Here is a 16,061-nt window from a genome sequence, read left to right as displayed (position 1 = left end):
TTTGCGCCTGAACCTGTGGGATTTGAACATTTCCCGTGATTTATGCCCATTTCCCGTTCATATATGCGCTCCTTCAGCCAAGTGTCTCCCTTTCTTTCGTACGGAAGGAGTATGGGAGGCATTTGAACATTTCCCAGGCTCTTTTGACTATTTCCCAAGAGGATATGCACCGCTTCTCGGGGGATTTGCGCCTGAACCTGTGGGAATTGAACATTTCCCGTGATTTATGCCCATTTCCCGTTCATATATGCGCTCCTTCAGCCAAGTGTCTCCCTTTCTCTCGTACGGAAGGAGTGAGGGAGGCGTTTGAACATTTCCCCCGTATTTTTGACTATTTCCCAAGAGGATATGCACTCCTTCTCGAGGGATTTGCACTTGTTCTCAGGTTATTTGAACATTTCCCGGAATTTATGCCCATTTCCCGCGAATATATGCGCTTAAAGCCCCATGTACGACCATCATCTATGCGAGGGTGACACCCGTTTCCCTTTATTGCAAAGCCAGTTTAAATCGTTTCATTCCTTCTTCAACTGTGGAGCGAGGGCAGGCGACGTTCATTCGGACGAATCCTTCCCCGCCTTTTCCGTATTTGGTACCGGGTTCTAATGCAAGTTTGCCTTTTTGGAGCAGGCGCTCATTTAATTCTTGATCAGAATATCCGAGCTCTCGGCAGTTGATCCAAATTAGGTAGCCTCCTTGTGGATCGAACATTTGGATTGAAGGAAATTCTCTTTGTAGAAAGTCTTTTACATATTCGACATTGCCGCGAATATAATGGATACATTCATCTAACCAGGACTCTCCATATTTATAGGCGACTTCCATCGCGGTAATTCCCATCATATTTAAGGTGAAAAATCCTTGTCTTAATTGTCCATTTGATAGTTTTGTGCGAATCGTTTTATTCGGAACAATGATACTGGATGCTTGTAAACCAGCTAAATTAAATGTTTTCGTTGGAGCAATGAGTGTGATCACAAACTCTTCATAGTCTTTTTTCAAAGAAGCAATCGGAATATGCTTGTGTGGCGGTGCGATTAGATCACTATGAATCTCATCTGAGACAATGATGACTTCGTTTCGCTTGCATATTTCAGCGATTTGAATGAGTTCTTGTTCGCTCCAAACTCTTCCACCAGGATTATGAGGATTACAAAGGAAGAAGAGTTTCACGTTTTCAGTTTGGATCGTTTTTTCTAACTGGTCAAAATTGATTTCAAATTGGTCATCCCCAATTGTAAGTGGGCAATTGGCAATTTTGCGCCCATTATTTTTAATCATCGAGAAAAAAGGAGCATAGACGGGTGATTGTAGAAGAACGGCATCTCCTTTTTCTGTTAAGATCTCAACGGCGAGTGCTAATGAAGGGACAACTCCCGAGTTAAATAATAGCCAGGATGAATCAATTTTCCAGCCATGTCTTTTTTCCATCCACCCACAAATGGCCTCTGTTGTAGAAGCTGGAATGGTCGTATAGCCATAAACCCCGTGATCGACTACTTCTTTCAAAGCTTGAATAATCTCAGGCGCTGCAGCAAAATCCATATCGGCAACCCACATAGGAAGTGCGTCTTCTACTCCAAAGACCTTTTGAACTCCATCCCATTTGACAGAAGAACTCCCTTTTCGGTTAATTATTTGATCAAAATGATTCATTTATTCCCACTCCCTATCCCATTTTCATTTGAGAAAATTGAATTTTCCACCTTAGCGTTCTGTGTAAAAAAAGCATAAACCATTAGATGCTTTATGCGTATATACTCTATAATAAGGGAAAGAAACGATAATAGAAAATATTTAGGTGATGAAGATGGATAAAACAATTCAGTTAAATTTACGGTTAAAAGATTTACTTCAAAATTGGGATCCATTCCATATGGGAACGGATTTTTATGATACAGAAATTGCAGATTGTATTCAGGCAGTTCATCAATTTGATGATGCGAACTCTTTAGCTAAAAAGATTCAAAAGATCTATGAATTTTCATTTGAAGAAAAGATCGCTTTGGCCGAATGTTTGAACATTTCCTGGAAATTGCTTCAAATAAAAAATGATTCTTCTTGTGAGTTGAATTAACGAAGAAACTTTTGGATGAATTCCATCACTTCCTCTGGTTTTTCTTCTGGGATGAGATGACCTGTTTCTTTTAAAACAATGAATTCACTGTTCTGCAGGTCACTCGCCAATCTTTTCCCAACTTCAACGGGAACGACTCGGTCCTTTTCTCCCCAAATGAGAAGGCATGGGGTGGAAATCGTTCGCAAGATTTCTGATGATAGGTCTGCCTCACGATGTCGCAAAAATTTTACTAACCCGCGAAAGATGGCCTTGTTCGTAAAAGGCTCCGTATAACCTACAATCATTTCATCGTCAATCAGTTGGGGTTGATAGACGACTTGATGCAAGTTCCCTTCTACTCCTGTTTTTTCTAACCAGCGCTTAATTAAATGAGAGGAAAAGGGAAGAAAACTTGCGGCAATATATTTTTTCTTCGCTCTTTCTATGTAGGAAGAACAGCTTAATAAGACCGACCGTTCAATATAATTAGGGTTTTGTTTCATCATATGCAGCGCCAATTGTCCTCCCATTGAATGCCCAATGATGTGAATCGATTCGAATGACATCATTTGAAGAAACTGAATGATCGTTTTCGCAATATTTTCATAAGAATAGATGAACCTTTTAGGTCTTTGACTTTTTCCAAAAGGGGGCCAGTCGACTGTAATAACAGAATAATCTTCTTTTAATAACGGAATTAATTTACGAAAGCTAAAGGATGAGGATAAGAAACCGTGCAGGAGAAGAATAGTATCTTTAGCTTTTGGATTCTCATCATATTCATACCATAAACGCATCCCTTGAATTGGAACGGAATAGTTCTGTTTCAATCTTTTTCCTCCCATATTATTTTTTTGGATTCCTTGCAATTATTCTTTCATTCTTTATACTCTTCCATGATAATTTTGATATAATAAAATAGTTTTAATATTTAAAAAAAGGGGACTTTAATGATGAAGCTAACCGATAGAGAGATTGAAATTTTGGAGATTTTGGAAAAAGACGCTCTCCTCTCTTCTGATAGCATTGCAAAAATGATTGGGTTAAATAAAGATGAAACAGAAGAGATCATTAAAAAATTACAAGATGAAAAGATCATTGTTCATTATACAACTTTGATTGACTGGGCAAAAGTGGATAATTATCAAGGAGTTACGGCCATGATCGATGTGAAAGTCACACCGAAAAGGGGAGTTGGCTTTCGTGAAGTTGCCGAAAGAATCTATCGCTTTCAAGAAGTATCTTCCGTCTATTTAATGTCCGGAGCTTATGATCTCTCTGTAACTGTTGAAGGAAAATCGATGAACGAAATTGCTCAATTTGTATCGGAAAAGCTGTCAACATTGGATTCAGTTGTTTCGACAACAACTCATTTTCAGCTGAAAAAATACAAACATGATGGTAGCGTATATGATTCCGATCAAAATGATAATAGAATTGTGGTGTCCCCATGATGACAAAAACAAAAGAGTTTGTAGCAGAATCTGTCCAAAACATGCGCCCATCTGGTATCCGAAAATTCTTTGATTTAGCTGCGAATATGGAAGGGGTCGTGTCTCTAGGGGTTGGTGAGCCGGATTTCGTCACTTCATGGTCTGTCCGAGAAGCGGCTATTCTTTCACTCGAAAAAGGGTATACATCCTATACAGCCAATGCTGGTTTATTAGAATTACGAAATGAAATAGCTGATTATATGGAAAATCGCTTCCATGTGAAATATGATCCGAAAGAAGAAATCATTGTGACGGTAGGGGCGAGTCAGGCGATTGATATTGCGATGCGGGCAATCATCAACCCAGGAGATGAAATCATTGTAGTAGAGCCATGCTTTGTTTCCTATGTTCCATTAGTGGAGCTTGCAGGCGGAAAAGCCGTCACAATTGAAACAAAACCAGAACATGATTTCAAATTGCAACCTGACCAACTCAAACAAGCAATCACACCAAAAACAAAGGCATTGCTCATATGTTCTCCAAATAATCCGACGGGTACCCAATTGACGAAGGAAGATCTACAAGGTATTTGTGACATCGTCATCGAACATGACTTATTAGTAATTGCCGATGAAATCTATGCAGAATTAGCGTATGATATCCAACATACGTCCATTGCCAGTATCGAAGGGATGCAAGAAAGAACGATTTTGATCAATGGATTTTCAAAAGGATTTGCAATGACAGGGTGGCGACTTGGATTTTGCTGTGCGCCGAAAGAAATTAGTCATGCATGCTTAAAAATTCATCAATATGCGATGATGTGTGCCTCCACACCTGCTCAATACGCAGCGCTTGAAGCTCTTCAAAGTGGCATGGATGATGTTGTACAAATGACGAAAGATTATCGAAGAAGAAGAAATTATATTGTGTCTTCCTTAAATGAAATCGGGCTAGATTGTCATATCCCTGGAGGTGCTTTCTACGCATTTCCTTCCATTAAAAGCACAGGATTATCATCAGAGGAATTCGCAGAAAAATTATTAATGGAACAAAAGGTAGCTGTTGTGCCTGGGAATGTGTTCGGAAAAGGTGGAGAAGGACATATTCGATGCTCCTATGCCTCTTCCATGGAACAACTACAAGAAGCGATCAAACGAATAAAAAATTTCATTGAAAAATAAAAATAGATCAATCCATCTGGAAATCCGTTTGCCAAACGGATGCCCAGATGGATTTTTACTTTAAAAAAACAACAGACACCGATTCCCGCCATCTTTTATCATGAAAATGCTATTTAGAACTGTTGATCTACGAAATCCGTACGCCGATGAACGAGGCGCTTGTGCATTTGATCATAAAAAAGAGGACGATTAAAAAATCGTCCACCATTCTAAAGGGGGAATACTAGAAAGCTTTGTAATTCTAGATTCCCCTATTTTTATCCTTTTTATACCTATTGCATTAAATAATTCCTAATGAGCGGAGAAAGATTAAAACAATGGCAATTGGTGCAATATACTTCACAGCCACATACCAGCATTGAAATAATGTCTTACTGATCGTCGAACCATTGCTTACTTCATTGAATACATCTAGTTTTTTCATTCGAAATCCTACAAATAGAGAGATGAAAAAGGCACCTAATGGCATTCCAATATTACTTGTAATGAAATCAGCGAAGTCAAAAATCGATCTTCCTGCGATTTGAACATCTGATAAAACTCCAAATGACAACGCACTAGGAATCCCCGTTAGGAAAATCAATGCCCCGGTAATCCAGGCAAAGCGTTTTCTCTTTGTTGGGTCCCCCTTCGTAAATGCTGCTACAACAATTTCTAAAATCGAGAAAGCAGATGTTAAAGTAGCGAACAGTAACAAAATTAAGAAAACAAAGAAAAATACTCCACCAAAGGCCATTTCATTAAACACAGCTGGCAGTACGACAAATACAAGCCCTGGTCCAGCATCCGGCTCAAATCCAAAAGCAAAGACAGCCGGGAATATAACGAGTCCCGCAAGCAAGGAAATGAAAATATTTAACCCAGCTACAGATAAGGCAGACCTTGGCATATCTTCATTTTTCCCTAGATAGGACGCATAGGTTATCATAATAGAAACCCCTATACTAAGGGCGAAAAACGCTTGTCCAAGTGCAAGTAAAAAGGTATCCGCCGTTAACAAAGACCAATCAGGTTTTAATAAAAACGAAACCCCTTCCATCGCTCCATCCAATGTGATAGAACGAATGACTAGAATGATAAATAAAATAAATAAGGCAGGCATCATATACTTACTGACACGTTCGATCCCTTTTTGAATCCCGCCTTGTACGACCAAAATGGTCATAATCATAAAAATGAACTGGGTGATCAGAACTTCAGAAGGTTGGTTAATAACAGATTGGAATAATTCACTATATTGTTCTTGTGTTTTTCCAGACAATCCTCCTGTTACACTACGGGTTAAATAAGATAAAATCCATCCGCCGACCACACTATAAAAGGATAAAATGATAAAAGCGGATATGACCCCGACAATTCCGACCCAATACCATGGGGAATGTGGTGCTAATTTTCTGAAAGCGGAAACCGCATCTTTCTGAGTACTTCTCCCAATATAGAATTCGGCTATTAAAATGGGCGCTCCAATGACGATGGTGAAAAAAATGAAAAGTAGAAAAAACACTCCACCACCATTTGTTCCTGCCATATATGGGAACTTCCATATTGCTCCCAGGCCAATTGCCGAGCCAGCCGCAGCAAGGATAAATCCGATCTTAGATGACCATTGTTCTTTTTTTGACATTAAATAACTCCTCTTCCATTTCTAAGTTAGCGATAATTCTTAATAAATTCTTGTATTTTTTTTAAATTCAGAATTAACTAAGATAAAGTATAATATAACAATAATTTCTCAACCAATCAATGCGATATTTTTGCGGTTTAATACCCAGTATGATATAATTTATCAATGCTTATTAGGTGAAAAAGATATATAGGAGTTGTTTCCATGACGACAAAATATGAAGTTGGCAATGTCATTACAGGAAAGGTAACAGGTATACAACCGTACGGTGCGTTTATTGCCCTTGATGATGAGACACAAGGGTTAGTTCATATCTCTGAAATCACTCATGGATATGTAAAAGATATTCATGAATTTTTAAAAATTGGCGATGAAGTGAATGTTAAGGTGATGTCTATTGATGAAGGAGAAGGAAAAATCAGCCTCTCCATTCGTGCTTTAGAAGAACCGAAAATCCAAATGGTCCAAAAGCAAACAAGACGTCGTCAAGGAAGTGTAAAGCCTGAAATAGATTCAGACTCTGCATCTGGATTTAATACGTTAAAAGAAAAATTGGAAGAATGGATTGAACAGCAATCCAAAGCAAACGATACAATTAAAAGATAAATCGGACGGTTGTTCCATAAAAGCCTCCCTTAGAATGTTCTATTCTAGAGGAGGCTTTTAGTATATATAAGTAGGAAACTGACATCATCCTAACGAAGGAGAGTGCGGAAAAGTGAGGGAGTACAAAAAGTAGGAGAGTGAAAAAAACGGGATAGTGGGAAAATTGAGGAAGCGCAAATATTTGCGGGAAATAGTCATAAATCCCGGGAAATGTTCAAATAACCCGGGAACAAGTGCAAATCCCCGGAGAAGTAGTGCAAATCCGTGTGGGAAATAGTCAAAAGAGTCTGGGAAATGATCAAAAGCCAGTCCCCCACTCCATCCGCGAAAAAAGGGATCCCCGTGTCAGAAGGAGTGCAAATATCAGCGGGAAATAGTCATAAATCCCGGGAAATGTTCAAATAACCCGGGAACAAGCGCAAATCCCCCGAGAAGGAGCGCAAATCTGTGTGGGAAATAGTCAAAAGAGCCTGGGAAATGATCAAAAGCTCGCCCCCACTCTGTCCGCGAAAAAAGGGCTCCCAGTGTCAGAAGGAGTGCAAATATTCGCGGGAAATAGTCATAAATCCCGGGAAATGTTCAAATAACCCGGGAACAAGCGCAAATCCCACGAGAAGTAGTGCAAATCCGTGTGAGAAATAGTCAAAAGAGCGTGGGAAATACTCAAAATCCTGAAAACCATCTCGTGTAAAAGAGGGGGAGCCCTGCAAGAATCACACAGTATGAAGATTCAATTGATGATACGTGAAATTTATCTCTTGAAAAATGTGAAAGATTTCTTCACAATGATGAATGTAAGGGCTTTCATCCTAGAATGTTTTATCTTGTTTACTCGTGATTTTGGATACTTTTTGAACGATAAGCATATCGAAAACTAAAAGGAGGAAGATCGCATGATTCCTTACAAACATGAACCATTTACTGATTTTACAAATGAAAAAAACCACAAGGATTTCGTACAGGCATTGAAGACCGTTGAAAGATACTTAGGTCAAGAATATCCGCTGATTATAGGTGGAGAAAGGATCATGACAGAAGATAAAATTATATCCATAAATCCTGCGAAAAAAACTGAAGTCATCGGGAAAGTGGCCAAGGCCAATAAGAAATTGGCGGGAGAAGCCATGAATGCCGCTGGCCGTGCTTTTCAGTTTTGGAGAAAAGTAAAACCAGAATTTCGTGCGGGATTCCTATTTAAAGCAGCTGCCATCATTCGTCGTCGGAAACATGAGTTTTCTGCATTGTTAACGAAAGAGGCTGGGAAACCTTGGAAGGAAGCGGACGCAGATACAGCCGAGGCCATTGATTTCCTAGAATATTACGGTCGTCAAATGTTGAAGTTGAAAGATGGAGTACCTGTAGAAAGTCGCCCTGGAGAATTTAATCGTTACGGATATATTCCATTAGGTGTGGGAGTTGTCATTTCCCCTTGGAACTTCCCGTTTGCGATTATGGCAGGAACCACAGTAGCGGCATTAGTGACAGGGAATACGGTTGTGTTAAAGCCGGCTTCTACAACTCCAGTCATTGCAGCTAAGTTTGTAGAAGTTTTAGAAGAAGCTGGACTTCCTAAAGGTGTGCTGAATTATGTACCTGGGAGCGGTTCGGAAATAGGGGATTATCTAGTAGATCATCCGAAAACACGCTTTATCTCATTCACAGGATCCCGCGATGTCGGTTTACGGATTTTTGAACGGGCCGGTCAATTAAGCGAAGGGCAAATTTGGTTAAAACGAGTCATCGCTGAAATGGGTGGAAAAGATACGATTGTAGTCGACAAAGAAGCTGATTTGGAATTAGCTGCCCAATCGATTGTCGCCTCTGCGTTCGGTTTTTCCGGCCAAAAATGCTCAGCATGCTCACGTGCCGTCGTCGTGGAGGATGTATATGAGGAAGTTTTGAACCGTGTTGTGGAACTAACGGAAAAATTAACAATCGGAAATCCAAGCAGGCAAGATTATTTCATGGGACCGGTGATCGACCAAGCGGCCTATGATAAAATCATGTCCTATATTGAGATTGGAAAGGGTGAAGGAAAACTAATGATCGGCGGCGAAGGAGATGATTCAGAAGGGTATTTCATCCGCCCAACCGTATTCGCCGACCTCGATCCAAAAGCGCGCATTATGCAAGAAGAAATCTTTGGCCCAGTCGTTGGATTTACAAAAGCAAAAAATTTCGACCAGGCAATTGAGATTGCAAACAACACCGAATACGGATTGACCGGAGCTGTAATTACAACAAACCGGGAACATATAGAAAAAGCACGCGAAGATTTCCACGTAGGAAACCTTTATTTCAACCGTGGCTGCACAGGCGCCATCGTCGGCTACCAACCATTCGGCGGATTCAACCTATCCGGAACCGACTCCAAAGCCGGCGGGCCAGATTACCTACCCCTTCATATGCAAGGAAAGACTACCTCGGAAATGTTTTGATGTGGGAGCGAGGGCTAGTCTCAGGGGCGTGGGGACCTGCCCTGGGGGAATCTGCACGGCACGGATTAACGCAAAAATTCGTGGGAAATATGCAAAAATCCCGGGAAATGTCCAAATCTCCTGAGAAATAGCGCAAATCTTCCGAGAAACAGTGCAAATCCACGTGGGAAATAGTCAAAAGTGCGAGGGAAATGATCAAAAGCCCAAGGATCCACCTCGCCTGTGGAATAGAAGGACCCGCAAGGAATTAACGCAAAAATTCGTGGGAAATATGCAAAAATCCTGGGAAATGTTCAAATCACCCGAGAAACAGCGCAAATCTCCCGAGAAACAGTGCAAATCCGCGTGGGAAATAGTCAAAAGAGCGAGGGAAATGTTCAAAAGCCCAAGGATCCGCCTCGCCTGTGGATAATCAAATCTGGGGGGCCTGATCCAACACCAACACTCCGCCTGGGCATAGCGATCAAAAATCAGGGGATTCGGGGCCCGCAATAAGGAAAAGAATCCGCAGGAAACGAGGAGCAAAGCCCGCGACAATCCCGCAAAAAAATCAGGCGACCTTCAATAAATGAATAACCACTTAGGAGGAAGAGTGATGTCGGCAAAATCGAACTCGATTATTGAACAAACAGAACGTTTTGGTGCGAATAATTATCACCCGCTTCCGATCGTTATTTCAGAAGCGGAAGGGGTTTGGGTGAAGGATCCTGAGGGTAGAATGTATATGGATATGTTAAGTGCCTATTCGGCTGTGAATCAAGGTCATCGCCACCCGAAGATTATTCAGGCATTGGTCGACCAAGCGAACCGTGTGACATTAACATCTCGTGCGTTTCACAATGATCAGCTTGGTCTGTGGTATGAAAAAATTTGTGACTTAACAAATAAGGAAATGGTTCTGCCGATGAATACGGGTGCTGAAGCGGTGGAAACAGCTTTGAAAATGGCGCGTCGCTGGGGATATGATGTGAAGGGAATTCCACCTGATCAAGCTGAAATCATTGTTTGTGAGGGGAATTTTCATGGGAGGACATTGGGAGCGATTTCACTTTCTTCAGAGTCTGAATATAAGCGTGGCTTTGGTCCATTGCTTTCGGGGATCCGCATCATTCCCTATGGTGACTTAGAGGCGTTAAAGCAAGCGATTACTCCTCGTACGGCGGCATTTTTAATAGAACCGATTCAAGGAGAAGCTGGTATTATCATCCCTCCGCAAGGGTTTTTAAAAAAAGCATTTGAAATGAGTAAGGAAAATCAGGTACTCTTTATGGTGGATGAAATTCAATCAGGCCTTGGTCGTGCGGGTAAAATGTTTGCTTGTGATTGGGAGGAAGTTGAACCTGATGTGTATATTTTAGGGAAAGCTCTTGGTGGCGGCGTATTGCCGATTTCTTGTGTTGCGGCCAATAAAGATATATTAGGTGTTTTTCAACCGGGTTCGCATGGTTCTACTTTTGGAGGAAATCCACTTGCATGTGCGGTTTCCATTGCAGCATTAGACGTTATAGTAGAAGAAAACCTTATCCAACGATCCTTTGACCTTGGGAACTATTTTGTTCGAAAGTTGAAAGAAATTCATCATCCGAATATAAAAGAAATACGTGGAAAAGGTCTATTTATTGGGGTAGAATTAAATGGGCCTGCAAGACCATTTTGCGAGGCATTGAAGAATGAAGGATTACTTTGTAAAGAAACCCATGAAAGCGTTATCCGTTTTGCCCCTCCTCTTATAATAAAAAGGGAAGAATTGGATTGGGCGATTGAACGTATTAAAAAAGTATTATCCTAATACTAATAAAAAAAGAAATGAATATGTAAAAAGAGGCGAGAACAAATGACAGAAAATCTTAATTTATTTACATCAACCCAGAATGTCATTAAGGAAGCTTTAACAAGGCTTGGTTATAATGCGGAAATGTATGAACTTTTAAAAGAACCGCTCCGTATTTTCACGGTAAGAATTCCTGTGCGTATGGATGATGGGTCAACAAAAATCTTTACTGGTTATCGTGCGCAACATAATGATGCAGCTGGTCCAACAAAAGGAGGAGTTCGTTTCCATCCAGATGTCAATGAGGAGGAAGTGAAAGCCCTTTCTATGTGGATGACATTAAAAGCAGGAATTGTTGATCTTCCTTATGGAGGCGGTAAAGGCGGTATTATTTGCGATCCGCGCCAAATGTCGATGAATGAACTTGAAAGACTAAGCCGTGGTTATGTTCGAGCCATTAGCCAAGTAGTGGGGCCGACGAAAGATGTGCCAGCCCCAGACGTCTACACCAACTCGCAAATTATGGCATGGATGATGGATGAATATAGTCATATTCGTGAATTTGATTCCCCAGGTTTTATTACAGGAAAACCGATTGTGTTAGGTGGTTCACAAGGACGTGAGAAAGCGACAGCACAAGGGGTCACGATTTGTATTGAAGAAGCGGCCAAAAAACGCGGTATTGATATCAAAGGGGCACGAGTTGTTATTCAAGGATTTGGAAACGCAGGAAGCTTTCTAGCCAAATTCATGTATGAAGCAGGGGCAAAAGTGATCGGGATTTCCGATGCTTATGGAGCATTACATGATCCAGAAGGTTTAGATATTCCTTATTTATTAGATCGTCGTGATAGCTTCGGTACGGTCACCACTTTATTTGACCAGAAGATTACGAATAAAGAATTGCTGGAATTAGATTGTGATATTTTAGTTCCTGCTGCGATTTCAAACCAGATTACCGAAGAAAATGCTCATAAAATTAAAGCTTCGATTCTTGTGGAAGCGGCGAACGGACCGACAACATTGGAAGCAACTAAAATTTTGACAGAGCGTGGGATTCTTCTCGTACCAGATGTATTGGCAAGTGCTGGTGGTGTCACTGTGTCTTATTTTGAGTGGGTTCAAAACAACCAAGGATATTATTGGACAGAAGAAGAAGTGAACGATAAGCTCCAAGAAAAATTAGTCGATGCGTTTAATAATATTTATGATACAGCTCAAACACGTGGAATTAATATGCGTTTAGCCGCCTATATGGTGGGAGTGCGCAGAACAGCTGAGGCAGCGAAATATAGAGGGTGGGTATAAGTTTTATCTTGACTATTCCCTATTAAGACGATGAAAATAGAAGCAACGGACAAGATTTCAAAGGAGGCCAGGGTTTTCCCGCCTCCTTTCTTCGTACCATTTATTTAGATGTTCTCGTTTCTGGTTCTCTTCCGAATTCTGGATTTGGTTTGAATAATAGTCCAAGATTGATAAGACCTGCAAGCCCAACAATCCCGTAAATGAATCGAGAGAATGCTGCGTCCTGACCGCCGAAAATCGCTGCGATTAAATCATATTGAAATAAACCGATGAGACCCCAGTTTATAGCCCCGATAATAGTAAGAATGAGAGCAATTCTTTGTAATGTATTCATATGATCATGGTACCTCCTTCTTTTATAGTCGAGTTTATTTTTTCCGCCTCTTTTTATAAATATTCCCTTCAACAACCGATAAATATTGGAAATTCTCAGGAAATGATAATAATAGGTAAAAAGCCCTAAGTACTCCGCCCATTTCCATAGGCTATGGCCATTTTCCTATTGATACGCTTGATTATCAAATAACCATTTGATACAGTAAAAAAAGAAAAATGTTCCAGACGGAGGACGGATGATGACTCATATTCAATTCGATTTTTCGAAAGCGTTTCCTATTGTGAAGGAGCATGAAATATATTATTTAAGGGACGCAGTGAAAGTAGCCCATCACTCATTACATGAAAAAACAGGGGTGGGAAATGAATTTACAGGTTGGATCGAATGGCCAACCCAATACGATCGGAAGGAATTTCAGCGAATTCAACAAACAGCCCAAAAAATTTCAGCCGATTCTGATGTGTTACTAGTGATTGGCATTGGGGGATCCTACTTAGGAGCTCGAGCAGCCATCGAAATGTTACATCACAGTTTTTATAATATGCTTTCGGACAAACACCGACAGACACCACAGATCTTTTTTATTGGACAAAATATGAGTGCGACTTATATGAAAAATGTCATCGATCTCCTTGAAGGAAAGGATTTCTCCATCAATGTCATTTCGAAATCAGGAACGACTACTGAACCTGCGATCGCATTTCGTTTATTTAAAAAAGTATTGGAAGATAAGTATGGCGTAACCGGGGCAAGAAAGAGAATTTACGCAACCACTGATCAAAAAAAAGGGGCGCTAAAGCTTCTGGCAGATAAGGAAGGGTATGAAACTTTCGTGATTCCTGATCAAATTGGCGGAAGATATTCTGTCTTAACTGCTGTGGGGCTATTACCTATCGCTGTGAGTGGGTCAAATATAGAAAAAATCATGGAAGGTGCCAGCCAAGCCCAGCAAGATTTCAGTCATTCTGAAGTAGAGGACAATCATGCCTATCAATATGCGGCTATTCGCAATATTTTATACAATAAGGGAAAGACCATTGAAATGCTGACGAATTGCGAACCGAATTTACAGTCATTTGCTGAATGGTGGAAGCAATTATTTGGCGAAAGTGAAGGAAAGGACCTAAAAGGGATTTTCCCGGCATCAGCCAATTATACAACCGATCTTCATGCAATTGGGCAATATATTCAAGAAGGACGGAGAGATTTATTTGAAACGATCCTGAAAGTAGAAAGTTCTAGACATCCTTTAATAATTGAAGAGGATGATGAGAATTTAGATAATTTGAATTATTTAGCTGGGAAAAATATTGATTATATAAATCAAATGGCTCTAGAAGGTGCGATGCTTGCCCATATCGATGGGGGGGTACCAGCCCTTGTGATTCATTTGCCCGCAATGGATGAATACACATTCGGTTATCTTGTTTATTTTTTTGAAAAGGCATGTGCGATGAGTGGATATTTAATGGGAGTCAATCCATTTGACCAACCAGGTGTCGAAGCTTATAAAACCAATATGTTTGCACTTTTAGGAAAACCAGGGTTTGAAGAGAAAAAGACAGAACTTGAACAAAGGTTACAGCAATTAAAAAAACTCCGTGAATAATGCGGAGTTTTTTTAATGTTTTTGAGAAAGAATAAATAATAGAGGCAATCGCTTCTTAAAAAATAAAAAGGAGGCTTAGGGAAAAACATGTATGAGATTTCATCTACCATTGAAGGCCAGCACCATAATTTATATAAACTCGAACAATTATTAAAGCCACAAGGGTATTCCATTGGCGGGAACTGGGACTATGATCATGGCTATTTTGATTATAAAATAGATGATGAATTAGGGTACCATTTTTTGCGAGTTCCCTTTTCAGTTGTTGATGGTCAATTAGATTCGCCGGGGGTAACGGTTAGATTGGAACGACCGTTTTTATTATCACATAAATATCAACAAGGTGTAGATGATTTTGCCGGAACTGGTACATTTAGTGGCTCTTTCAATCAGTTTTCCGAACCCGTTGACCCCGATGCGACCATTCCAAAGAAATATATTTCCTATGGGAAGGATCTTGTAAAAGACTTAGAAGAAATGCTTCAAGATTAATTCGCTAACACGAGTAGTGAGTCAACACCATGAACTTTTACATGTGGAGGAGGATTCATTTTCATATCCTCTCCTTTTTTTATCCCTAGCAGTAAGATTTGTTGTTCTAGTAAAATAACATTTAATTGCTGAAAACTCATTCCAATCCATTCATCTTTTACATCGATCATTTTTAAATGACTTCCTTTAATTTGATCCAAAAGCGATAAAACGGTATTGGACATACCATTGGCAATCAGGCTATTTAACATAACAAAACTCGCTTGTTTATTCGTTTGAATAATTTCATCTGCCCCTGCCCGTCTAGCATTTTCCATTTGTTCCATTGTTAAAATTTCTACGATCGTATAAAGGGAAGGACGAATTCCTTTAATTGCGACAAGTGTGAGAATGCTCGCCATATCTGCGTAAAGCTCATTTTTACTGGGGTCTGATGTAATAAGGACCATTTCCGCTTCTTTAAGATTGGCTCTATGTAAAGTGGCATCTTTAAAAGGAGTTCCCTTTACAAAATGAACCTGCTCCATTTGGCAAAGGTTTTCTTCAAGGGTTTCATCGATTAACGTAATTTGTCGAGTGTCATTCAATCGTGATAATTGTTGGATTAATTCTTTTGTACGCTCATTCCAACCGATAATTATAATATGTTTTTTTCCAAAGAAGGGAGCCTCCCCTTTTAAGACGGCATTTTGGGATGAAACCGCAGCAGCTGCTAAGGAAGCGAAGTAAGTGGACAAAAAACTAACCCCTAAAAAAATCAGCACAATGGCCATTAATCTTCCTTCAAAACTTTTGGGAGCAAAATCTCCAAACCCAACCGTTGAAGTCGTGACGACCGCCCACCAAATCCCTTCAAAATAAGTCGGAAAAGTATTCGGCTCAATAAGATGAATGGAAATGCCGAAAGAGACAATTAAAAAAACCGCCATCACGAACACTCTTCCAAACAAAGGCCATCGGATAAATCGTAAATACAAACGCTGCACTTCACATCCACTCCTTTAAACACATCCGCTTCTGTCCATTATTTCCTTTTTTGAGCCAATTCATAACAACATTTAGGGATGGGCTATTCTCAAAAAAATAAAACAGGTGAAGAAAAATAAACCTAGATTATTCACCGACAAATACAAAATTCCACTGAAATGCTGACTTACCGGCTTTTCAGTGGAATTCTCTTTTTCACTTATTAGATGAAAA

General features: G+C 40.1%; 14 protein-coding genes. 9 read left to right on the top strand and 5 right to left on the bottom strand.

All coding sequences use genetic code 11. The features are described from left to right. Positions 1-489: 489 nt before the first annotated feature. The gene (locus tag J2S13_RS14585; RefSeq protein WP_307258564.1) at positions 490-1,656 is read right to left on the bottom strand and encodes a MalY/PatB family protein; all 1,167 of its coding nucleotides are present in this window, start codon (positions 1,654-1,656) and stop codon (positions 490-492) included. Positions 1,657-1,810: 154 nt separating this feature from the next. Here J2S13_RS14585 and J2S13_RS14580 point away from each other — a divergent pair, with 154 nt between their 5' ends. Then, positions 1,811-2,077: a DUF1871 family protein gene (locus J2S13_RS14580; RefSeq protein ID WP_307258563.1), complete on the top strand. Its 267-nt coding sequence runs from the start codon at positions 1,811-1,813 to the stop codon at positions 2,075-2,077. Here the strand turns inward: J2S13_RS14580 and J2S13_RS14575 are convergent. Further along, positions 2,074-2,889 carry an alpha/beta fold hydrolase gene (locus J2S13_RS14575; protein WP_307258562.1) on the bottom strand — a complete coding sequence of 272 codons (816 nt, stop codon included), beginning with the start codon at positions 2,887-2,889 and terminating at the stop codon, positions 2,074-2,076. The two genes, J2S13_RS14580 and J2S13_RS14575, sit on opposite strands and share 4 nt — an antisense overlap. A gap of 123 nt (positions 2,890-3,012) precedes the next feature. On the opposite strand from J2S13_RS14575, the gene J2S13_RS14570 reads away from it, so the two are divergent. Both J2S13_RS14570 and J2S13_RS14565 read left to right on the top strand, forming a co-directional pair. Next, entirely contained in the window at positions 3,013-3,513 is a 501-nt protein-coding gene (locus tag J2S13_RS14570; RefSeq protein WP_307258561.1) for an Lrp/AsnC family transcriptional regulator, read from the top strand. Further along, a complete protein-coding gene (locus J2S13_RS14565; protein WP_307258559.1) occupies positions 3,513-4,676 on the top strand; it encodes an aminotransferase in 1,164 nt (387 codons plus the stop codon). Before J2S13_RS14570 ends, J2S13_RS14565 begins: the two co-directional genes overlap by 1 nt. Positions 4,677-4,956: 280 nt before the next feature. Here the strand turns inward: J2S13_RS14565 and J2S13_RS14560 are convergent, their stop codons facing one another. Next, positions 4,957-6,300, bottom strand: coding sequence for a sodium-dependent transporter (locus J2S13_RS14560; protein ID WP_307258557.1), 1,344 nt, complete (start codon positions 6,298-6,300; stop codon positions 4,957-4,959). Positions 6,301-6,504: 204 nt separating this feature from the next. Here J2S13_RS14560 and yugI point away from each other — a divergent pair, with 204 nt between their 5' ends. The 4 genes from yugI (at position 6,505) to J2S13_RS14540 (ending at position 12,423) form a co-directional block, all read left to right on the top strand. After that, positions 6,505-6,906, top strand: a complete 402-nt coding sequence (gene yugI / locus J2S13_RS14555) for a S1 domain-containing post-transcriptional regulator GSP13 (protein ID WP_307258556.1) — start codon at positions 6,505-6,507, stop codon at positions 6,904-6,906. A gap of 893 nt (positions 6,907-7,799) precedes the next feature. Next, positions 7,800-9,344, top strand: coding sequence for an L-glutamate gamma-semialdehyde dehydrogenase (gene pruA, locus J2S13_RS14550; RefSeq protein ID WP_307258555.1), 1,545 nt, complete (start codon positions 7,800-7,802; stop codon positions 9,342-9,344). 595 nt (positions 9,345-9,939) lie between these two features. Beyond that, positions 9,940-11,133: an ornithine--oxo-acid transaminase gene (locus J2S13_RS14545; RefSeq protein ID WP_307258554.1), complete on the top strand. Its 1,194-nt coding sequence runs from the start codon at positions 9,940-9,942 to the stop codon at positions 11,131-11,133. 45 nt (positions 11,134-11,178) lie between these two features. Then, entirely contained in the window at positions 11,179-12,423 is a 1,245-nt protein-coding gene (locus J2S13_RS14540; RefSeq protein ID WP_307258552.1) for a Glu/Leu/Phe/Val family dehydrogenase, read from the top strand. Positions 12,424-12,523: 100 nt separating this feature from the next. Here J2S13_RS14540 and J2S13_RS14535 read toward each other — a convergent pair whose 3' ends face one another. Continuing rightward, a complete protein-coding gene (locus tag J2S13_RS14535; protein ID WP_307258551.1) occupies positions 12,524-12,757 on the bottom strand; it encodes a DUF378 domain-containing protein in 234 nt (77 codons plus the stop codon). A gap of 238 nt (positions 12,758-12,995) precedes the next feature. On the opposite strand from J2S13_RS14535, the gene J2S13_RS14530 reads away from it, so the two are divergent. Next, positions 12,996-14,369: a glucose-6-phosphate isomerase gene (locus tag J2S13_RS14530; RefSeq protein WP_307258550.1), complete on the top strand. Its 1,374-nt coding sequence runs from the start codon at positions 12,996-12,998 to the stop codon at positions 14,367-14,369. Between the two features lie 87 nt (positions 14,370-14,456). Then, positions 14,457-14,861, top strand: a complete 405-nt coding sequence (locus tag J2S13_RS14525) for a YugN-like family protein (protein WP_307258549.1) — start codon at positions 14,457-14,459, stop codon at positions 14,859-14,861. Here J2S13_RS14525 and J2S13_RS14520 read toward each other — a convergent pair. After that, entirely contained in the window at positions 14,858-15,847 is a 990-nt protein-coding gene (locus J2S13_RS14520) for a potassium channel family protein (protein ID WP_307258548.1), read from the bottom strand. The genes J2S13_RS14525 and J2S13_RS14520 overlap by 4 nt on opposite strands. Positions 15,848-16,061 lie beyond the last annotated feature (214 nt).

Source organism: Oikeobacillus pervagus, assembly GCF_030813365.1.
Taxonomy (GTDB): domain Bacteria; phylum Bacillota; class Bacilli; order Bacillales; family DSM-23947; genus Oikeobacillus; species Oikeobacillus pervagus.
This window is presented reverse-complemented; position numbering and strand designations above follow the sequence as displayed.